Source organism: Paenibacillus sp. 2TAB26 (assembly GCF_052115145.1).
Lineage (GTDB): Bacteria > Bacillota > Bacilli > Paenibacillales > Paenibacillaceae > Pristimantibacillus.
The window spans coordinates 25,340-46,900 of the sequence record NZ_JBFRGC010000038.1 but is presented as its reverse complement, the minus strand read 5'-3'; the positions used below and the strand labels follow the sequence as shown (position 1 = coordinate 46,900).

The 21,561-nt window shown below is 42.8% G+C and carries 17 protein-coding genes and 1 pseudogene; 12 read left to right on the top strand and 6 right to left on the bottom strand.

All coding sequences use genetic code 11. The annotated features are described in order from the left end of the window. Positions 1-30 precede the first annotated feature (30 nt). Entirely contained in the window at positions 31-936 is a 906-nt protein-coding gene (locus AB4Z50_RS31460) for a helix-turn-helix domain-containing protein (protein ID WP_441885558.1), read from the bottom strand. A gap of 126 nt (positions 937-1,062) precedes the next feature. On the opposite strand from AB4Z50_RS31460, the gene AB4Z50_RS31455 reads away from it, so the two are divergent. The 5 genes from AB4Z50_RS31455 to AB4Z50_RS31435 all read left to right on the top strand — a co-directional run bounded on the left by AB4Z50_RS31455 (position 1,063) and on the right by AB4Z50_RS31435 (position 11,785). Next, entirely contained in the window at positions 1,063-2,448 is a 1,386-nt protein-coding gene (locus AB4Z50_RS31455; protein ID WP_441885556.1) for an MATE family efflux transporter, read from the top strand. A 66-nt stretch (positions 2,449-2,514) separates the two neighbouring features. After that, positions 2,515-3,144 (top strand): DapH/DapD/GlmU-related protein, encoded by a 630-nt coding sequence (locus AB4Z50_RS31450; RefSeq protein WP_441885554.1) that lies wholly within the window; start codon positions 2,515-2,517, stop codon positions 3,142-3,144. Between the two features lie 171 nt (positions 3,145-3,315). Next, positions 3,316-3,966 (top strand): sugar O-acetyltransferase, encoded by a 651-nt coding sequence (locus AB4Z50_RS31445; RefSeq protein ID WP_441885552.1) that lies wholly within the window; start codon positions 3,316-3,318, stop codon positions 3,964-3,966. Between the two features lie 671 nt (positions 3,967-4,637). Next, positions 4,638-10,310: an S-layer homology domain-containing protein gene (locus AB4Z50_RS31440; RefSeq protein WP_441885550.1), complete on the top strand. Its 5,673-nt coding sequence runs from the start codon at positions 4,638-4,640 to the stop codon at positions 10,308-10,310. 359 nt (positions 10,311-10,669) lie between these two features. Continuing rightward, positions 10,670-11,785 (top strand): glycosyltransferase WbsX family protein, encoded by a 1,116-nt coding sequence (locus tag AB4Z50_RS31435; RefSeq protein ID WP_441885548.1) that lies wholly within the window; start codon positions 10,670-10,672, stop codon positions 11,783-11,785. A gap of 70 nt (positions 11,786-11,855) precedes the next feature. On the opposite strand, the gene AB4Z50_RS31430 is transcribed toward AB4Z50_RS31435, so the two are convergent. Further along, positions 11,856-13,127: a DUF1963 domain-containing protein gene (locus AB4Z50_RS31430; RefSeq protein ID WP_441885546.1), complete on the bottom strand. Its 1,272-nt coding sequence runs from the start codon at positions 13,125-13,127 to the stop codon at positions 11,856-11,858. Between the two features lie 137 nt (positions 13,128-13,264). Between AB4Z50_RS31430 and AB4Z50_RS31425 the strand changes: the two genes are divergently transcribed. Next, entirely contained in the window at positions 13,265-13,618 is a 354-nt protein-coding gene (locus tag AB4Z50_RS31425; protein ID WP_441885544.1) for a VOC family protein, read from the top strand. 122 nt (positions 13,619-13,740) lie between these two features. On the opposite strand, the gene AB4Z50_RS31420 is transcribed toward AB4Z50_RS31425, so the two are convergent. Continuing rightward, positions 13,741-14,343 (bottom strand): TetR/AcrR family transcriptional regulator, encoded by a 603-nt coding sequence (locus AB4Z50_RS31420; RefSeq protein WP_441885542.1) that lies wholly within the window; start codon positions 14,341-14,343, stop codon positions 13,741-13,743. Between the two features lie 293 nt (positions 14,344-14,636). Between AB4Z50_RS31420 and AB4Z50_RS31415 the strand changes: the two genes are divergently transcribed. The 5 genes and pseudogenes from AB4Z50_RS31415 (at position 14,637) to AB4Z50_RS31395 (ending at position 18,040) form a co-directional block, all read left to right on the top strand. Continuing rightward, positions 14,637-15,899, top strand: a complete 1,263-nt coding sequence (locus AB4Z50_RS31415) for an MFS transporter (RefSeq protein WP_441885540.1) — start codon at positions 14,637-14,639, stop codon at positions 15,897-15,899. 31 nt (positions 15,900-15,930) lie between these two features. Next, positions 15,931-16,113 (top strand): hypothetical protein, encoded by a 183-nt coding sequence (locus AB4Z50_RS31410; RefSeq protein ID WP_441885538.1) that lies wholly within the window; start codon positions 15,931-15,933, stop codon positions 16,111-16,113. Continuing rightward, a pseudogene (locus tag AB4Z50_RS31405) lies at positions 16,062-16,586 on the top strand (LLM class flavin-dependent oxidoreductase); the annotation flags it as partial. The gene AB4Z50_RS31410 and the pseudogene AB4Z50_RS31405, both read left to right, overlap by 52 nt. Before the next feature lie 146 nt (positions 16,587-16,732). Continuing rightward, positions 16,733-17,296: an adenylyl-sulfate kinase gene (gene cysC / locus AB4Z50_RS31400; RefSeq protein ID WP_441885536.1), complete on the top strand. Its 564-nt coding sequence runs from the start codon at positions 16,733-16,735 to the stop codon at positions 17,294-17,296. A 21-nt stretch (positions 17,297-17,317) separates the two neighbouring features. Continuing rightward, the gene (locus AB4Z50_RS31395) at positions 17,318-18,040 is read left to right on the top strand and encodes a Stf0 family sulfotransferase (RefSeq protein ID WP_441885534.1); all 723 of its coding nucleotides are present in this window, start codon (positions 17,318-17,320) and stop codon (positions 18,038-18,040) included. Between the two features lie 157 nt (positions 18,041-18,197). Here AB4Z50_RS31395 and AB4Z50_RS31390 read toward each other — a convergent pair whose 3' ends face one another. Further along, the gene (locus AB4Z50_RS31390; protein ID WP_441885532.1) at positions 18,198-18,971 is read right to left on the bottom strand and encodes a DeoR/GlpR family DNA-binding transcription regulator; all 774 of its coding nucleotides are present in this window, start codon (positions 18,969-18,971) and stop codon (positions 18,198-18,200) included. Positions 18,972-19,312: 341 nt separating this feature from the next. On the opposite strand from AB4Z50_RS31390, the gene AB4Z50_RS31385 reads away from it, so the two are divergent. Continuing rightward, entirely contained in the window at positions 19,313-19,666 is a 354-nt protein-coding gene (locus tag AB4Z50_RS31385) for a hypothetical protein (protein ID WP_441885530.1), read from the top strand. A gap of 143 nt (positions 19,667-19,809) precedes the next feature. On the opposite strand, the gene AB4Z50_RS31380 is transcribed toward AB4Z50_RS31385, so the two are convergent. Beyond that, positions 19,810-21,012, bottom strand: a complete 1,203-nt coding sequence (locus tag AB4Z50_RS31380) for an MFS transporter (RefSeq protein WP_441885528.1) — start codon at positions 21,010-21,012, stop codon at positions 19,810-19,812. Between the two features lie 21 nt (positions 21,013-21,033). Then, the gene (locus tag AB4Z50_RS31375) at positions 21,034-21,486 is read right to left on the bottom strand and encodes a GNAT family N-acetyltransferase (RefSeq protein ID WP_441885526.1); all 453 of its coding nucleotides are present in this window, start codon (positions 21,484-21,486) and stop codon (positions 21,034-21,036) included. Positions 21,487-21,561: the final 75 nt, after the last annotated feature.

The window sequence follows — 21,561 nt, the reverse complement described above, 5'->3', positions numbered from 1 at the left end:
ATCCATCGGTTGAATTGTATTTTTTCGTGGTTAATCTCCGTAAGACATATTTTTACTTTTTGTCTGTTTTCGATAATCTTGTGGAACTAAACCCAGTTGTTTTCGGAAAATAGATGTGAAGTAACTGCCGCTTTGGAAACCGCAAGCCAGTGCAATTTCACTTATGGATCGTTTTGTTTCTGTCAGCATTTCACAACTTTTCTGAATTCGATATCTAGTGAGATACGTGTTAGGGGTTTGACCTACATACTTATTAAACAATGTGCAGCAGCGACTCCTGCAAACAGTACCCGCCGATGATATATCTTCAAGCGTTATTTTTTGATCATAGTGTTGTCGGATGAAATTGGTCATCTTCTGAACATTTGTCCACAATTGTATGTCTTCAGATTGCCCTACCTTCGGTTGCAGGTGATCTCCGGTTAAAGCACATAAAGATAAAGCCTGTGAAGTGAGACGAAGCGGATTTGGGGAATTGCTATCGTGCATTTCATCATAGATCGCTTGAAGAGACAGCAATATGCTCTGTTGCCATGCAACTTGGTTTGTAAGCAATATAAAGTCGTCCGTTAGTTGATTGAATTTTTCGTCCCAATAGGTTTGAAGCGGGGATGCACCTTCGCCAAGAAGGGCGGGGTGAATGACAACAACAATGAATAAACAATCGATATGATCTTGGGAGAAACCAAAATGTAATCGGCGGCTATTCACGAAAATTCCATTCCCTTGCTCTATGCGAGTAATATGTCCGTTAACAGAAAAATCCATGGATCCTTTTAGCACATAAATGAACTCTACATCTAAATGCCAATGAGCTGCAGCAGCATAATTATTAAATTGATGCAGACTTCCTTTTCGAATATAAAGAGGTAAATCAGGAAGATTATAATCCAAGCGTTCCGATAAATCCGAAAACACTTCTAAATTTTTAGTCAAACGGAACTCTCCTTTGATCTATATACGATTCTTATAATAATATAGTCAATTTTAATAGATTGGACAATAATTTTGTTCTATATTGATATCATTCAATTGAACAGGAAGGAGAGGGGATAAAATAAGGTGAGAAATCGTATGCAACTAACATCTCCCATGAACCGTGATTTTAATCGGGAGCTTATGATGCTCGTGATTCCCATTGCATTGCAAAATCTGATCTCAGCTTTGGTCATTTCAATAGATGTGGTCATGGTGGGCATGATTAGTCAAACTGCGATGTCGGCTGTATCGCTCGCAGGCCAAACTACCTTTGCATTGACCTTGTTTTACATGGGAATGTCTACGGGAGCAGGTATTCTTACTGCGCAGTATTGGGGCAAGAAAGATTTAGAAACGATACAGCGCGTGCTCAGTATTGCCTGCATGTTCTCGTTATTTATCTCTGTTATATTTTTTTCTGTTACGTTTTTTGTTCCGGAGACGCTAATGCGACTTTTTACAAAGGATAACGAATTGATAGAGTATGGTTCAAGGTTCTTAAAAATGCTTTCGTTCTTGTATATTGCAATGGGTCTTTCGCAAATGTATCTCACCGTAATCAGAAGCATGGAAAATGCACGACTGAGTGCTTCGATTAGCTCTATATGCTTAATTTTGAACATATTGTTCAATGCAATCTGCATCTTTGTTCTCTTTCCGACGAAGCCGGAGCTCGCGGTTGCATCGGTTGCCCTTTCAACGGGTTTAGCTCGTTTCATTGAACTTGCCTGCTGTATTGTACATTCCGTTACCAGAGGACCGATTCGCTTCCGACTTCCTACATCTAAAGGCAATCAGCGTCATTTGTTAAAGGATTTCTGGAAATACACTTTGCCTGTCCAAGGCAATTATATTGTTTGGGGCATAGCTTTAACTGCGACAGCCGCAATTATCGGCCATGTAAGCTCTGATATGGTGGCAGCGAATTCCGTGGCATCCGTGGTCAAGAACCTTGCTGTTGTACTATGTGGAGGCATTGCCAGCGGCGGATCTGTACTAATTGGAAAATATTTAGGGCAGGGAGAAATTGAGAAAGCGAAACATGCGGGTAAACGGATGAGCCAGTACGCTCTGATTTTTGGAGTTATTGCAGGATTCACGATTTTGCTGCTAAAACCACTGGTTTTCTCTGTCGTGAGCTTGAACACTGCTGCACTAAATTACTTGGATGGCATGCTGTATATCAGTGCTTTTTATTGTATTGCCAAGTCGATGAATGCCACGATCATTGCGGGTATATTTACAGCTGGCGGCGATTCTAAATTTGGATTTTGGTGCGATACGGTTGTGATGTGGGGCATAATATTACCACTCAGCTACTTGTGTGCTTTTGTTTACCACGTACCTCCCATCGTGCTGTATATCGTAATTTGCTTAGATGAGGTCGTTAAGCTTCCTGTTACTTATATCCGTTATCGTCAATACAAATGGTTGAACAATATTACAAGAAACTTTGAACAAGTTAGTTAAAGAAAGCGGCTTATACCCATTTCATATATATGAAAAATATAAATTTTGTCCAGAGGAGACTAATGCATGAATATTCAAGAGCGAATGAAAAACGGTCAATTGTTTACCGATCACGATTCTAATTACCCAGAGGAAGCTGCTGCTCTAGCTCGTGCGCGCCAGCGTGGCAAAGCTCTGTGCTATGAAATCAATCAATTGCATCCCGATGATTTGGATGGACGGAAATTGCTGATGAAACAGCTTTTTGGGAGCATTGGTGAACATGTATGGATGGAGCCGCCAATTCGTATGTCCTACGGTTCGAATACTACGGTAGGCAATAATGTGTACATCAACTTTAATTTAACGGTTGTTGATGACTATAAGGTTACGATTGGAAATGACGTGATGTTTGGCCCAAATGTAACCATCGCTGTGACCAACCATCCGGTGCACCCGGTCATGCGCAAAGGAGGCGGAATGTTTGCCTTGCCGGTCGTTATAGAAGATGGGGTTTGGATCGGCAGCGGCGCTATCATTTTACCGGGTGTCACAATCGGAAAGGGAAGCGTTATTGGGGGCGGCAGTGTTGTAACTAAAGATATTCCAGCCAATGTAGTAGCAGTCGGTAATCCCTGCAAGGTGCTCCGAGAGATCACGGATCAAGACGAAATTTTTTACTACAAAAACATGCGTTTTGATCAGGTAGAATGGTAAAAACGCATTTTAAGTATTAAAAATACTTTCAACCAGTGGTATTTACCCTTACTAGTCAGATATTAGATGATGTTAGTGAGTACATTAAAAGTGTGCTATTAGCAATTTGCAAAACAATCATCCTACGGCTTTGAGACATATGTTTCGGCCGGATACATTGGAGATGAACATATGACGGAAGAGGAACGAATTTTTAAGGGGATTTTATTTAGTCCGGGAGCTCCCGAGTTAAAGGCTATAAAGCTCCGTGCACATAACCTTAGCAGTCAATATAGTCGCACTTTTGAGGATCAGACAGTGGAACGCAAAGAGATACTTGAACAGCTGCTTGGCAGGATGGGGGAACACAGCTTCATTCAGGGTCCTATTTTCTTTCATTACGGGGTTCACACAGAAATCGGAAATCACTTCTTTGGCAACTACAATCTTACCATACAGGACGATGCAAAGATTACCATTGGGAACAATGTCAGTTTTGGGCCTAATGTAACGATTGTTACACCTATTCATCCGTTCATCGCCTCTGAACGTAGGCAAATGCTTGATCAAAATGGTGATCGTAAGTCGCTATGTTACGCCAAGCCTGTGACGATCGGAAACGATGTGTGGCTCTCAGCCAATGTAACGGTATGCGGCGGTGTTACCATCGGAGACGGATGCGTGATAGGAGCAGGTAGTGTGGTGACTCAAGATATCCCAGAAGGCTCCTTTGCTGCAGGTGTTCCATGCAGAGTAATTCGCCAGATTACACAAGCGGACAGTATGCAATTTAAACCGGAAGTGTTAGCAGATTACCGTGTGATTTCGGATATAGAGTCATAAAACATGATAAGTTTACGTATTTTCGGTAAGTGCGGATGCATTTAGCTCAGCGTAACAAATATATAGAACACTCAGCCCTTTTGTGTAACCGTGCAAAAGGGCTGAGTGACGTACAATGGGCGTTTTTATATGATAAACATTAATAACTCAACACAAAAAAATACAGGATTAGCATCAATGGCTATATATTAAACCTACTTAATGATTAAAAAGGAACCGTTCTAGAACGGTTCTTTTTTCATGTTATTAAAGTTATCTCTTTGCTTTCATTTTCTTTGAAAAATCAGCTGTAATTTCGAGCGCAAGTGGATTGGCGGAAGCGATTGAAACTAAACTCAGTGCCAAAGGTAATGCGATGAACGGTGATAAAGGTGCAACGATGTTCCTTTGTACATACGACGGTCTTGAATAATGTAAATTATATTTTAAATGGACACAGCGTATCAACCCGAAAAATATCCTCATTTCTCGAACCACATTAAAAAAATTGTCATATGACAGAATTGATGACAGCGGTCACTATAAGACAACCTCCCTTTTAATTATAGTAGTTAATGATGAGTTTTTTATTATAAGGATCATGTTGAAGCCATGGTAAAAAGGCAGCTAAAGACCTCATGACATATCAATGATTAACTATGGTTCCATACAAGAAAGTGGAGGAATGAAGGATGAGGAAACAATCTTTTTTGTTGGTCATCGCTATTTTATTATCAGTTATTTCACCTGGACTAGTACCTAATAGAGCGGATGCGGCTGGGGGTACAGTTACAAGAAGTTACGCTGCCTCTGCGGATACGATGGAGTTGAGAGGTCAGCAGGAATATGACGGCATATATGATAATGATGGGGATGGTTTTCTTTATGTTGGTATGAGTAATAATGACGGTTTCGTAAATGTCCGAAATAGAATGGCAACTATGTTTAATCTAGGTGTACCCGAAGGAACTATTGTTTCAGCAGAGTTGGTCTTGACTGTCGCTACTGTCCTTAGAGTCCCTGGTCATACTTTGTATACGGAAGTTAGGGGTTCTACAGCGAATGATTTGAACCTTGTAAGCTTTCCGCCAATGGATACGAACACCCTTTATGCGGATAAATTTACAGCAAAGAGTACTAGTGAAGTGCCTATGGGTACATATCTTCAGAATCAAACGATTACTCTTAACGTAAAAGCAGCTGTAGATGCATTTACGGACAGTTCTGATCGTAAAATAACCTTAATTCTGAATGGTAATGAGTCAGATGCTGATAGTGGTAGATTTTTATTTTATTCCATGGAAACTGCAAATGCTGCGTATCATCCTAAACTAGTGGTTACCTATGAGACCGGACCTGTAAATACGATTCCGACAGGTTCTTTTACGATATACGAAGGCGCAGCTACAAGCTCGTCAATTGTTAATCTATCTGTAACGGGATCTGACGCTGACGCAGGCGATAGTGTTACGCATATGAGATTTTCAAATAGTTCTGCTGGTTTGTCGGCAGCATCTTGGTTGCCTTTTAGCAATTCAGCAACATTTAGTCTAGCTGGCGGTGACGGGGCTAAGACGATCTATATGCAATTAAAGGATTCCAAAAATGGAATTTCGAATACATCTTCCCAGAGTATACTATTAGATCAGACATCTCCAACAGGATCTCTTATCATTAATAATAATGCTGCATTTACTAAAAACTACACTGTGACTTTGAGCGGAAGTTATTCCGACGGGAGTGGCTCGGGAGTTGAGCAAGCTCGGCTCTCGAATGTTAGCGGTAGTTGGCAAACGAGTTGGTTTAATATTTCTGATTTGAATGGGAGGTCGTGGGTACTCTCAGCAGGAGAAGGCGCTAAAACAATATATGTTCAATATAAAGATAGGGTCGGGAATTTGAGTACAGGAACTATAAGCAGCACGATTTCTGTAGACACCACACCACCAGTTATATCAAATGTAGAGAATAATAAAACATATAACAAGGCGTTGGCCCCCGCATTTAATGAAGGCAGTGGGCTATTAAATGGCAACCCCTTTAATAGCGGGACAGAGATTGTTATGGATGGTACTTATACGCTGATCGTAACAGATTTGGCAGGGAATTCAACAACGGTTAACTTTAAAATAGACACGGCTCCACCGGTTGTAACAGGTGTAACTAATGGTGGAATCTATAAGGGGAATGTGACAGTCACCTTTAATAAAGGAACGGCGACATTAAATGGAGCAGCATTTACTAGTGGAACAATGGTTACAATAGACGGTACTTATATGCTTGTTGTAACTGATCAAGCAGGGAATGTAACAACAGTGGGCTTTGAGATAGATAAGACTGCACCATCTGTAAGTGGAGTAACACATGGTGGGAGTTATAAAGCCCCGGTTACGGTGTTTTTTAACGAAGGAACGGCGACGTTAAATGGAGCGGCATTTGCTAGTGGAATGCGGATTGACGCGGATGGTAGTTATACACTTGTCGTAACGGATGCAGCAGGAAATGTAACAACGGTGAACTTTGTGATTGATAAAGTAGCACCAGTAGTAACTGGAGTAACCAAAGGTGGAATGTACAAGGATAAAGTGACAGTTACCTTCAATGAAGGAACGGCAACATTGAATGGAACTGCTTTTACGAGTGGTACGGAGATTACTGTAGACGGTAGCTATACACTTGTCGTAACGGATGCAGCAGGAAATGTAACAACGGTGAACTTAGTGATTGATAAAGTAGCACCAGTAGTAACTGGAGTAACCGAAAGTGGGATGTACAAGGATAAAGTGACAGTTAGCTTCAATGAAGGAACGGCAACATTGAATGGAACTGCTTTTACAAGTGGGACTGAAGTTACTCAGGATGGAACGTATAAGCTCGTCGTAACGGATGCAGCTGGAAATGTAACAACGGTGAACTTTGTTATTGATAGAGTAGCACCAATCGTAACAGGTGTTGTGGATGGTGGCATGTACAAGGATAAAGTGACCGTTAGCTTCAATGAAGGAACGGCAACATTGAATGGAACTGCTTTTACAAGTGGGACTGAAGTTAATCAGGATGGAACGTATAAGCTCATCGTGACGGATGCAGCTGGAAATGTAACAACGGTGAACTTTGTGATTGATAGAGTAGCACCAATCGTAACAGGTGTTATGGATGGTGGAATATACAAGGATAAAGTGACAGTTAGCTTTAATGAAGGAACGGCAACATTGAATGGAACTGTTTTTTCAAGCGGTACGGAGGTTACTGCAGACGGTAGCTATACACTTGTCGTAACGGACGCAGCAGGAAATGTAACAACGGTGAACTTTGTGATTGATAAGGTAGCACCAATCGTAACAGGTGTTGCGGATGGTGGCATGTACAAGGATAAAGTTACAGTTAGCTACAATGAAGGAACGGCAACATTGAATGGAGCAGCTTTTACAAGTGGGACTGAAGTTACTCAAGAGGGCACGTATAAGCTAATCGTAACGGATGCAGCAGGAAATGCAACAACGGTGAACTTTGTGATTGATACCGTGGCACCAATCGTAACAGGTGTTGCGGATGGTGGAATATACAAGGAAAAAGTGACAGTTAGCTATAATGAAGGAACGGCAACATTGAATGGAACTGCTTTTACGAGTGGTACGGAAGTCATTCAGGACGGCGCGTATAAGCTCATCGTAACGGACGCAGCAGGAAATGCAACAACGGTGAACTTTGTGATTGATAAAGTAGCACCAATCGTAACAGGAGCTGCGGATGGTGGTATGTACAAGGAAAAAGTGACAGTTAGCTTCAATGAAGGAACAGCGAAATTAAATGGAGCTACTTTTACAAGCGGTACGGAGGTTACTGCAGACGGTAGCTATACACTTGTCGTAACGGATGCAGCAGGAAATGCAACAACGGTGAACTTTTTGATTGATACTGTAGCACCAGTAGTAACTGGAGTAACCGAAGATGGGATCTACAAGGATAAAGTGACAGTTAGTTTTAACGAAGGAACGGCAACATTGAATGGAACTGCTTTTACAAGTGGTACTGAAGTTAATCAGGATGGAACGTATAAGCTCATCGTGACGGATGCAGCTGGAAATGCAACAACGGTGAACTTTTTAATTGATAAGGTAGCACCAATCGTAACAGGTGTTGCGGATGGTGAAATCTACAAGGAAAAAGTGACAGTTAGCTATAATGAAGGAACGGCAACATTGAATGGAACTGCTTTTATAAGTGGGACTGAAGTCATTCAAGACGGCACGTATAAGCTCGTCGTGACGGATGCAGCTGGAAATGTAACAACGGTGAACTTTGTGATTGATAAAGTAGCACCAATCGTAACAGGAGTTGCGGATGGTGGCATGTACAAGGATAAAGTGACAGTTAGCTTCAATGAAGGAACGGCAACATTGAATGGAGCAGCTTTTACAAGTGGTACGGAGATTACTGTAGACGGTAGCTATACACTTGTCGTAACGGATGGAGCGGGTAATGCTACTACGATTATTTTCCTAGTGGATACTACTGCTCCAACCGGTACATTAACCATTGATCAAGCTGGTTCGGAATGGACGAATGTTGCGGATACAACTCTAACTCTTACTAGCGATGACAGTAGTAAAGGAAGTGGCGTTGTCGAGATGCGCTTCTCGGGCAATGGGACGGATTGGAGTAGCTGGGAGCCATCCGCTGCAACGAAGGCATGGAGCTTTGGAGCAGGCGACGGGGAGAAATCAGTATTCGTACAGTTTAAAGACAAGGCAGGCAATGTAAGTCATTCCGTTATTCAAGATAAAATAAAACTTGACCAGACGATACCAACAGGAACGATTACCATAAATAGCGGAGCTACTGTAACGAGTAGCAAGGAAGTGAAACTATCTCTAACTTCTTCAGATGGCGATGGTAGTGGTGTTACTGAAATGCGGTTTTCTGCCGATAAGTTGGCTTGGTCAGCTTGGGAGAATGTATTGCTCACCAAAAATTGGATTTTGGATGGAGATTATGGATCTAAGCAGTTATACGTTCAATACCGAGATGCAGCAGGTAATAGTAGTGTGGCACATGCAGCATCTATTGAATACCAAGCAAGCAGCGGTTCCAGCAATGGCAGTGGTAATGCAGAAACGAATTCTGATATCACAGTTAGCATAGGAAACAAGCCAGTACAAATGGTTAAGGCAACTGTCAGGACAATAGAAGGTAAAAAAGTAACGACGGTGGTCTTTGAGGAAGCACAGCTTAAAGAGCTTTTGAAGGGAGCAGGCGATAAACCCGTTATTACGATTACGGTCCATAATCAATCTGATATCGTGAATTGGGAAATAAATGCTGGGCTTCTTTCAGTCTTTGAAAGCAGTAACGCTGTTATTCAACTAATGTCTGAAAAAGCGTCTTATAGCTTTCCGATGGATCAAGTTCATATGGATGAATGGCTTAACCAATTCGGATCTAATGTTTCACTGAAGGATATAACTCTCAAGATGGAAATCATTCATGCTCCTAACTCAGAATTTGTTTATAAGGATAGAGATAACGGACAAATTACACTTATCGCTCCGCCAGTCAGGTTTTCAGTGAAAGCATCCTTTGGGGGCAAGGAAATAGAGCTGAATCAATTTGATACTTTTGTAGAGAGACGCATCGCATTGCCTGAAGGACTAGATCCTAAGCGTATTATGACGGGAGTAAAGCTAATTTCGGACGGATCGCTCATTCATATTCCAACTAAGGTAATAGAAGAAGGCGGACGTTATTACGCTGTCCTGAGCAGCATGACTAACAGCATGTACGGTCTCATTTATCATCAAAAATCATTTAGCGATGTCGCAACGCATTGGGCCAAAACAAGCATCCATGATCTGGCATCAAGACTTATCATTAATGGTTCTGACGAGCAGCGGTTTTTACCGGATAACGAAATAACTCGAGCAGAATTCACAGCTATAATGATAAGGGCATTAGGTTTAAGCTCTGCTGCTAAATCTGTAAGCTTTACAGATATATCAGAAAAGGATTGGTATCATTCAGCAGCTCAAATCGCGTATTCGTACGGATTGGTTGATGGATACAGCGATGGTTCATTCAAGCCTAACGAAAAGATTACTAGACAGGAAGCAATGGTTATTTTATCGAGGGCAATGAAGCTGGCAGATTTGTATAATGAGCTTGGCAATGTACAGCAGCAAAATCTGCTTCATGGTTTTAAAGATAATACCAAAATAGCAGCATGGGCTCGCCAAGCCGCGGCATTAACGATTCAATTCGGTGTTATCGGCGGTTATAATGGGGAGCTGCAGCCTCAGAAAAATATTACTAGGGCTGAAACAGCCGCCATTATCCAAAGGCTGCTTCAAAAAGCTAAATTCATTTAAGCATTACATAAAGAGGCTGCGGATTCCGCAGCCTCTTTATCGATTAGAAGCCGGAAAATACCTATTAGATAAATTAGGTGTTTTCCGTTTTTTATGTTCAATGATATAAGGGGAAAGAGATTCCTTTTTATATTTTGTAAAAAGAGGGATGTTGTGACTCTATTCGTAGTATTCAGTTAACTAGAGATTTCTGATTGGCATCTTCTATTTGTTGTAATATGATGGCGGTTAGGGAGTCTTATGTCGTATTTACCCGGATCTAATGTCTTTTTTACCCCTGTTCGTGTGTGGGATATTGGTTATAATGAGCATTGTGTAAGGGCTTCCAATTCTAAAAATCGTTGAAAAGAGGAATGCACTTGAGCAAACAGTATGACGTCGCGGCATACATATGGCCAGCTTATACAGGGGACGAACCAAGAACTAGAATGTTCTGGCCGGAGGGGATTGGGGAGTGGCAATCTGTCAAGAACGCCGTCAAGAAGTTTCCCGAACATAATTGGCCGCGCAAGCCGCTGTGGGGCTACTGCAACGAAGCGGACCCCTATGTGATGGAGATGCAGATCAACGCGGCGGCGGACCACGGCGTCAATGTATTCATTTACGATTGGTACTGGTACGACAAACGCCCCTTTTTGGAAAATTGCCTCAACGACGGCTATCTGAAGGCGAGAAACAACGATAGAGTAAAATTTTATTTGATGTGGGCAAACCATAGCGTGAATAATACGTGGGATATCCGCTTGTCGCACGATATGGAAGGCGCCATGATCTGGGATGGCGCGGTCGACCGCAAAGAATTCGAGATCATCGCCGATCGCGTGATCAATCAATATTTTAAGCATCCGTCTTACTACACGATTGATGGCAAACCAATATTTAATATTTACGATCTTGCCAATCTGATGAGAGGTTTGGGCGGTGCGGAAGAAACGAAGGATGCATTCACTTGGTTCAGAGCCAAATGCGTCGAAGAAGGCTTGCCTGGCTTACACCTGCAGCTCACTTTGTGGGGAGAGCAGAACTTCAATCTCAGCGGCGTTGACGGCGGGGAAAAGGTAACGGCGAAAGAGATCGTGAAGCTGCTTGGCTTCGACAGCTTGACCCACTATCAGTACGTTCATTTCGTGAACGTAGACCGTGATTACAACGAAATCATGGTGGATGTCGTTCAAGAGTGGTCCCGCATTGACGAAGCATACGACATTCCGTATTATCCGCACATCTCGGTTGGCTGGGATAATAATCCGAGATTTAAGGAACGTGTTCCGCTTGTTGTTCAGAACAATACGCCAGACAACGTTCAGAAGGCGTTTGAACAAGCGAAGCAATATGCGGACGCACATCCAGAGCAACCTCCGCTCATCACGGTGAACAGCTGGAATGAGTGGACGGAGACGAGTTATTTGTTGCCGGACGATTTGTACGGGTACGGGTATTTAGAGGCGATTAAGAAAACATTCGTCAAATCGTAAGCGCGGAGAGCTAACCTCCTCTTTGAGGTAATCAGACCCACTCGGAGTGGGTCTCTTCTCCGATTTCAAATCATGTCTGCTGGAAGCTTGTCGCTGACATCTGGCAACTACGGCAAAGGAAGGTGTAGTAAATACCTTCACTATTTCCGACTTGCTCCATGTCCAGCTGGGCAATGAATACCATTGTTTGCTCACAACTAGGGCAAGACGGGTATTCAGCATCCTGAATCCAAGTCGGATGCCCTCCAATTTGTGTGGCAGGTACTTCAAGGGTCCAGTACGAAGCTTCATAACTGCCTCTAGGCTGGTCTACCATGTGTAGCAAATGGACAGGCTCTGTATCCTCATAAATCTCTCGAGAAAAATGCTTCGGCAGCTGATTATAGGAACTCCAGCTCAAATGACCCTGATAATCAATTTCCATGAACTGCACACCATAATAAGCAGCGCACCGCATACATGCAGCCAATCGCAAACGTTCACCTTCAAGATTCAGAAATTGCAGAACCGGGTCGAGGAGATTGCAATCAAATAGTACTTCTATTGGGCCGTCGCACCATGGGCAGGTGTGATTACTGTCCTTAAGCGCAAGCACTGCTTTATTCTCAGTAAATTGATCTTCAGCCTTAAATGCATAGCGAACCGAATGGAATAATGTTATCTTGTTTCCCTCATCATCCAGCTCCCAACCGGCCTCATGAGTATAGCTTTCAGGGGATACATAAAGTTCGCTAGCCCAGTGTGGAGCTGACTTTGCCCAGCTATCAAACTGACGTACAATCTCTTCATCTCCGATCCAAACAAGGGCTGACAGTAGATGGTTGCGATTCTCCTTATCGTAATGAATCCGTTCCATGATTTTGTTTCTAATGGAAGGCAGAGCATCTTTGAAAAGAATCCCTGGATAAAAACATTCTTTTTGTACTAACGCATCCAAGCCAAGATGGATGGTTGCCTGAGCAAAGCAAACGAGCGATAACAAAATCTCTTCGGCCTGATCCAGCTCCCCCTCTTCAATAAGTTGTACAGCATACGCCTCCATTTGAGCGACTTCCTTTGGAGTGAGGTTATGATAGAGTTCCTGTTCGCTTTTTGGGTAGGAGAGAAGGACCTCTAGCGGATCATGTTTTTTAGGTGTATGCATGATTTTAAGAATTTCAACGGTTTCGGTAACATCTTTATAAGGATCGACAAATCTACGATTGCGGGCAATATAGTCTTCCTTTTCCAATCGAAGCTTTTTTTGTTGGCAGGGCATACATATTCCGCCTGTCTTGGCTGCGGTAGCTGGTAGAACAGTTGCTATGCAGCCTTCTGTTTGGCAGGGCAGACGTTCCGTCATTAGCTCACCTCTAGAAAAATGAAATTTTGTTTTCTATTTTTATTATCCCTGTCATTGAAAAGGTTGTCACTAGCATTTAACCGAATTATTACGGGAAGAAGCATTAGTAATTATCGAATGATGATGGGAGGATTAAGATGCGGGTCAAACGGATCGTCACGAATATTGAAGCGCAGGATATTACCGCTGCAAAACGCTTTTACGAGGATGTACTCGGTCTTGAGTTATTAATGGATCATGGTTGGATTAGAACTTACGGTTCGAGCGAAGAGATGAGCATACAAATTAGTTTTGCCACACAAGGGGGATCTGACACGCCTGTGCCTGATATGTCAATCGAAGTCGATGATCTCCAAGCTGCTTTTGATGGCATGAAAAAAGCTGGGTTTCCAATCGAATATGGCATCGCTGTGGAGCCATGGGGTGTTCGGCGTTTCTATGTACGCGACCCATTTGGTAAGCTTATCAACATTCTTTCTCATGAGCATTGAGGCAAGGTGAAATTTATTGTTTACAGCATGAGATAAACGGATGAAGCCCGCCGACCAACAGGTCAGTGGGCTTTATTTTTATGTGGTGCATAGATGGTAATAACATTCATTCTTCTACTGAATTACTGACCGTGAACGGGTGCTTCTTTAAGCTGTGCAAGTATGATTTCTATTGTATTATCAATAAATGATTGTTCTGGACGTGCTTTCAATATTACCGTTAACCCAATTAACGATACGATTAGCGACTGTGATAAAGCTTTCGCGTTTACTGAAATTTCGAGCTCACCCGATTGTATGCCCCGTTCGATGGTCTCTAGAAATATGACGGACAGGTACATTTGATGTTCTCTTGTGAGAATTTCGAATTTTTCATCATGCGGCGCAAGCTCGACTATCGTATTGATGCTAAAGCATCCACGGTTGCGATTTTCTCCGTATTCCTCAGCAACAACCCCTTCAAAATAATGGCGAAAGGCATCCTTTACAGAGGAATAGCTCTGAAGCTTGGTTCGAACGAGAGCAGCGCGCGACATCGTATATTTGCGCAGTGCAGCTTCGAATAATTCTTTTTTGTCACCAAAAGCTGAGTATAGGCTAGGTCGTTGAATACCCATTCTGGAAGTTAAATCGCTAAGTGAGGTAGCCTCATAGCCCTTCTCCCAAAACAGCTGCATAGCTGCATCCAATGCTTTTTCTTCGTCAAATTCGCGGGTTCTTCCCATAGTCAAAACCTCTCGGTACTCTTTATTTTCTAGTGTTTAATCAAATACAATAGTCAATCGTCTATATTTACGTACCAATTGGTATGGTATTATTTTATAATTTGCGATTTGCAATGTCAAATGAAAGATCCGTTAATCACAATATAAACTTGGTTTTTAACCTAAAACCATGTGAAAACATTTTTCCGTTGACAGAGATCGTTTTTATGCGCTATATTTACCGAGCAATATAACGTACCGATCGGTACATAAAAAATAGTTTTTAAAATGAATGAAGAAAAGGTGTGTTTGAAATGGAGGAGCTTAGAGAAAAAGCAGCAGTCTATAACAAGGTAAAGATGAATTCATCACAGGGAACAAATAACGATCGCAATTCCGTTCAGGGTTCCTCCATGACTCGCTTGGTCACACTGTTGTTTGCAGTTGCCTGCGGGATGTCTGTTGCGAATATCTATTTCGCACAACCGCTGCTCGATCATCTGTCGATGGCGTTTGGAATTGACTATTCAACCATTGGCATTCTGATTACGATCACCCAAATTTTTTATGGATTGGGATTGTTACTGTTGGTACCGCTTGGAGATTTACTGAACCAGCGCCGACTCATTATCGGTCAGATGTTATTTTCCGTGATCGCTCTAGTTATCGTTGGGTTTGCCTCCTCCAGCCTGATGCTTTTCGCAGGTATGGCCTTGGTGGGACTGCTTGCGGTTGTAGCTCAGACGCTTGTAGCATTTGCAACGAGCATAGCTGCCCCTGCCGAAAGAGGACGTGTCGTTGGCGTGGTAACAAGTGGAATTGTTATTGGAATCCTTCTTGCACGAACGATAGCAGGAGTATTAACAGATATAGCGGGTTGGCGTTCCGTATATTTATTTTCTGCAGCATTGATGCTTCTTATGGTTGTTGCATTATTTAAAGTTTTGCCAAATGCAAAGCGAGAAGTGAAATCACTGTCTTATCCTCAGCTGCTTAAGTCGGTGTTTATGTTGTTCGTACAAGAGAGGATCCTACGTATAAGGGCAGTTCTGGCTATGCTGATTTTTACGGCTTTCAGTATATTGTGGACTTCATTAGTACTGCCCCTTAGCGCACTGCCATGGTCTCTTTCTCACACTGCCATTGGGGCGTTTGGCCTCGTGGGCGCTGTTGGAGCGTTAGCTGCTGCAAGGGCGGGAAAGCTTGCCGATCAAGGTTATGGACAGAGAACGACGGGCATAGCTTTGATTCTATTGCTCCTATCATGGTTGTTAATCAGCTATACAGATCAGTCGCTATTCGCCTTGGTTATTGGCATTGTTCTTCTTGATTTGGCTGTGCAGGCGGTACATGTCACGAATCAAAGCATGATTTTCGCATTGCATGCGGAAGCTCGCAGCCGGCTTGCAGCGGGATACATGGTTTTTTACTCCATTGGAAGTGCCGTTGGTTCGATCTCATCGACGCTTACCTATGCCCATTACGGCTGGAACGGAGTATGTTTGCTTGGAGCATCGGTTAGTACACTCGCTCTTCTGTTTTGGGCAATGACGAGGCGTACTGCCCCTGCCGTATGAAAATAAATATTTTGAACAGGAGAGATTGACCATGGAAATAGGTATAACTTCGTTTGTAGAAACAAAGCCGGATATTCAAACGGGTGCAGTAATAAGTCATGCGCAGCGATTGCGTGAGGTTGTCGAGGAAATTGTCCTTGCCGATCAGGTGGGACTTGATGCGGAGGCAATCGGGACTCTGCAATCCGTGCTGGACTGCTCGGCCTGCCATTGATGCTGGCGATCATTGGCGGTAGCCCGATGCAATTTGAACCACTGGTACAGCTTTATAAGAAAGCGGCTGCGCATGCCGGCCATGATGAGTCGCGCCTTAAAGTGGGGTCTCATTCCATAGGTTTTGTTGCAGAAAATACGGATCTAGCAGCAGATACATTTTTTCCTTCCACGCAAGCAGGCATGAATAAACTGGGGAAAGAGCGAGGCTGGGCGCATTATGACCGTTCCAGCTTTGATGCCGCGCGGAGCTTTGAAGGAGCACTTTATGTGGGTGATCCGGAAACTGTTGCCCAAAAAATAATTCATCTTCGGAAAAATGTAGGCGTTACGCGTTTTATGATGTACGTGCCTTTAAGTACTATGCCGCATGATCAAGTGATGAGAGCCATTGAGCTGCTAGGAACAGAGGTTGCGCCACGCGTCCGAGAGGAAATTGCCAAGTGGGAAGCGGAGACGGAAAAAGAATCATAATTCAGCTGTAGCTGGTGTAAGCGTTGCTCCCCCACAAACGGCTATAATAAATCATTACCTTGCCCGTATACATCCCAAATCTCTATACTAAAAACAAACAGATGACATGGTGGGCTTCGGCTCCATATCGAAAGGAGGCCTCGGCTATGCAAAGGACGAGTTGGGAAAAGTGGAATGGTCATAATGGTTCTATTTTCTGGTTAACGGGGTTGTCCGGTTCAGGAAAAACGACGCTTGCTTGCGGGGCGGAGAGTGAGCTGCTGAGGCGGGGGGTCAGATGTGTCATCATTGACGGCGATCGATTACGGCAAGGCTTGAATCGGGATCTTGGGTTTACGGAAGAGGCACGACTGGAAAATATGCGCCGTGCAATGGAGATTGCGGATATGTTTCTAGAGAAAGGTTTTGTTGTCCTTGTACCGATGATTTCCCCTTATGAATCGTACCGAAAGCAGATCAAGCAGCGGTTTGGTCCGGATGATTTTGCTGAAGTGTATGTGAAATGCTCACTGGAGGAATGCGAACAACGTGATCCCAAGGGCTTATATCGCAAAGCGAGAGCAGGAGAAATAAAGGATTTTACGGGCATTGATTCCCCTTACGAGACGCCGATACAACCTAATATGATCATAGACACGGAGAAGTTTGGCGAAGCAGATGCTATAAATGCGCTTGTTGCGTACATCGAATCCCGATTGAACAATATCTAGAATAGAGAGGGTGATATATAAATGAGACCGGAAAAAAGTTATACGATATGGTTTTCACAGCGTACAGGGAGTACCCTGCTGAACGAAGCTCTTTCATCAACTGGCCTAGCAGGAAATCCTGCGGAATGGCTGCTCTTCAATGATCCCAAGACAATGACGGTGGACAAAATGGAGCAGATGTGGCGGGAAGGTACTTCGTCAAATGGTGTTTTTGGCTTGAAAACAAGTATGAATAGCGAATGGATCACTGCATTTCGGAACATCTTTCAATTGCCTGATACGGCGACAAAAGCTAGTGTCTGGCGTGCAGCTTTTCCGAATTGCGATAAACATATCTATATGACGAGAAGAAATAAAGTCCGTTTAGCCGTATCTTGGTGGCGGGCCATCGTATCCGGAGAGTGGCATCGGCAGCATGGCCAAAAACCGCAAGAGCATGATATTGCCGATAAGTATAATTTTGATGCAATCAACCATTTGTTCATCGAAAGCTCGCTTCGGGAAGCGGCGATGGAGGACTTTTTTACAGAAGAAGGGATCGTTCCACTTACGATCGTTTACGAAGATTTTATTCTCGATTATGAAGGAACAGTGCTGAGGGTGCTGGATTTTCTGAACATTCAGTCCGAGTCGGTGAAGGTTGCTCCGCCAGCTTTTGATAAGTTAGCAGAAGATGTGGCAGAGCAGTGGGTGCAGCGTTACCGTCAAGAGCGACAAGCGGGAAACGAAACAAAAGTGTGGTAATTACGATTAATTGATGTCTTAGCTCTTAGTTGAGGCGCAAGCATTCGCGGTTTTCCGCTAACGCTCGGATACAAGCAAACGCGAGCGATCTATGTGATACGTCCCATGTTGATAAATAGCAAGACGGAGCTGCAGCCGCAGCCCCGATTAAGAATGATTAAGATACCTCTGGAATCTGAGCAATTAACACTTTGACACCTTTGTTCTCAATATCCTCAATAGCCGTTATGCTGGCTTCACTATCGGTAATTAATAGATCCATATCGGTGATGGGGCCTTCTTTTGCAAAAAAATCGACGCCTAGCTTCTCATGAGGAGCTAGACAAATTCGTTTTCTAGAAATTTCGACCGCCGTTCGTCCTAATGAAGCTACTTCTGGAGAAGAGGTGCTTACCCCGTTTTTAGAAATTCCGCCCCCAGCAGCGAAGCACAGATCTAAAGTGAATTGTCTAAGAAACTGATTAGCGAGTGTATCGGAAATGTTTCCGGAACTTTTCACTTTGCCGCCTATCAAATAAACATCAATTTCTTCACGATCCTTCAACGCATCAGCCACTCTGATTGCATTCGTAACTACCGTAAAAGGTACCTCAGGAAGAAACTTTAACATGCCGTAATGGATGCCTGCACTGCCTATAAATACAGTATCCTTTTCTTGTATAAAAGAAGCTGCTAATTTCGATATGGCATCTTGATGCGGTGAAGCCTCTTTATAACGAAGGTTTGGCGGGAGCGGGGCGCTGCGGACTTTAGCAGCTGGTATTGCGCCGCCATGCGTACGTTTGAGCAGCCCTTTCTCCTCCATAATCGATAGATCCCTTCGGATGGAATCAATCGACAATTCAAACATATCCGCTAGTTCCTTGGCGAGTACTCTGCCGTTTTTTTGTAGCAGCTCAATAATCTTGTCACGACGCTCATCGGTAAACAAATCGAATCGCCTCCTCTGGATTTTATAACCAGTTACAATTCCATATTATTCGGTTTTATTCAGTTTTGTTCTGGTTTTGGTTGAGGGGCAGCCATTCCTGTAGTTGGTCCGCACATTTCAGTCGGAGAGGACCGATTGACGTTTGATATATCGCCGATGAATCCTGATAATGTAAAGCTAGTAGGCTGGAAGCATATAAAAGGCCCGCAGAAAGGTTATATTTTAAAAAGATAAGGTAAAATTTGAGCTTTATAGATGACTAACTATACCGATAGAGGTGTACTTGCATAGTTTGAAGTAGACCTATTTCAACATTACTAAGAAAAGGAATGTGATTCGAAGTGGAAAGAAGAAAAAGAGCTCGTATAAGCGCAATTCTTCCTACTGTAGATGAACCATTTAATGACTTTAGTCAACCGGTTGATTCTACTTTTGAGCCTGGTTTTGAAAGAGCAGGGTCTATGTTTAGTCGAATCGGCGGTATGGATGGAATCATGTCCATGATGGGAAGAATGCAGCAGTTGTTTGGCTTCGTTCAACAGATCCCTCCTACTTTCAAAGTAGTTGGTTCATTTTTTGGACCAAAGGCAACCGTCAGCAATCTATCCAGAAAACCGGCAAGAATAAAAAATAAAAAATACGACGCAAAGTCACGGACAGCCGCAACTTCGCGTCGCACGACAAAAAACAGATAGAGTAACGTAGAGCAATCCTTTTATTAAAAGCCATAAAAAAAGGTTAATCATAGCGATTTAATCTAATCTCCCATCTAACTTGCGAGTTCGCTTTTTCGCGAGAATAGTTGGGTGTTTTCTTTGATTTAATACCTAGCTCACGGCTAGTGCTTCATTTTGCTCAAATGCTTTGGCTTTATTCTAGCGATGATAGGCAGCGTCAGCAGCAGTACGAAGCTGGAAGTCCCGTACACAAAAATTAAAGAGGTCGCTTCTTTCAGAAACCCTGAGCAAAACGTACCGATTAACATAAATCCGATAAATACAGGAACCATCACACCGTTAACCCGGCCAACGTATTCATCCTGTACGGATTTGATAAATAGCATATTCAGCAGTACTTGCAGCACGGTATAAAATAAACCGACCAGCAGATGGAATGATGCGGTTAACCAAACGTAAGTGGAAAGCGCCTGAACGAGCACTCCCGTCGCCGTTACAATAATAACAACGGTAAATATTTTCCGAGTTTCAAAACGATTGCCAATAGAAGCAGCTATTAATCCCCCAGCTAACATCCCGACTCCGTATAACATACTAAACCATTGCAAATTCTCTTTCGGTAATTGCAGCCTTTCCGTCAATATAAATACATCGAGTGGTTGAATAAGTCCCCAAGACAGACCATCAATAGCAAACCATACGGCTATAACAACCAATATTCTATTTTGACGGAGGTAGATCATGCCCTCTTTAATTTCTTTCAGAACAGAGCTGTTTTCTTTTTTCTCTTCACGGGTCTGTTTAGGAAGAAACGAAAGGAAGGAGGCAGAAAGGGCGAATAGGATCAATAAGCTGTATAAGGATACCTTAAGTCCAAAATTAACGTAAATAGCGGTACCGATGACAGGCCCAACAATCATGAAAATCGAGTTCATGCTTTGCGTTAAACCAACTGCTGCTCCAACATGCTGCGGTTCGACAAAACGTTTAATGAGCTTAATGGATGATGGCTGAGAGAACTGTGTAATAATAGTGGATACGAAAGTGGCGATATAAATAGCTGGCCAGAAGCCTAGATCCAAAACGCCAATGATGAGCAAAATAGATACGATACTTAATAAGTCAGCTATAATCATCGTTTTTTTGGGATTCCACCGATCAACGAGCGCCCCGCCTACAAGGGCAACAGCAAAGATAGGAAAATATTCGATAACCGTCAGCATCGACACAGCGACCGGGTCATTATTTGATTTTTCCAATACAAAAAAGAGCAAAGCAATGTTACGTATCCATGTACCTATATTTTGCAATAAATCAGAAGCGGTAACTAATAAATAAACACGATTACTAAATAATGTTTTCATATGGTTTCACCTATTATGTTTCTATAAATTTAATTCCATGACCATTCCGACAACCGGCCCTTCTGCATCAATCTCACCGTTTAAGCGGAATCCAAAATGTTCATAAAGCTGTTGAGCACGCGAATTATGTTGATGGAGGCTCAAATAAATGGTTCTGATTTCAAATAATTGCTGAAAATATTCGAGTAGTATAGGAATAAACCGCTTGGCATATCCGTTTCCTTGGAATCGGTAATCAATCATAAAGCGGTCAAGCCACACACTCTTGTTCACGTTGTTTTGCCAGCCGTACATCGCATAGCCGACTAAAGTTTCGCCATCATATAATGCAAGCGAAGTTGCGTTTTTCTCAAATAAACATTCGGCTAAAGAAAAGGCGTTGCTTTCAATAAATGATTGCTGCTCCTTGGACACCAATAATGCGGCTACAGCGCGCCAGTTTTCTGTTGATACTTCACAAAAATGAAGACTCATTCTGTTCACTCGCTTTCTTTTACAGTAAATTTCAATACTCATGAAACTATTTTTGTTTTTATAGTTTTCTAGCTG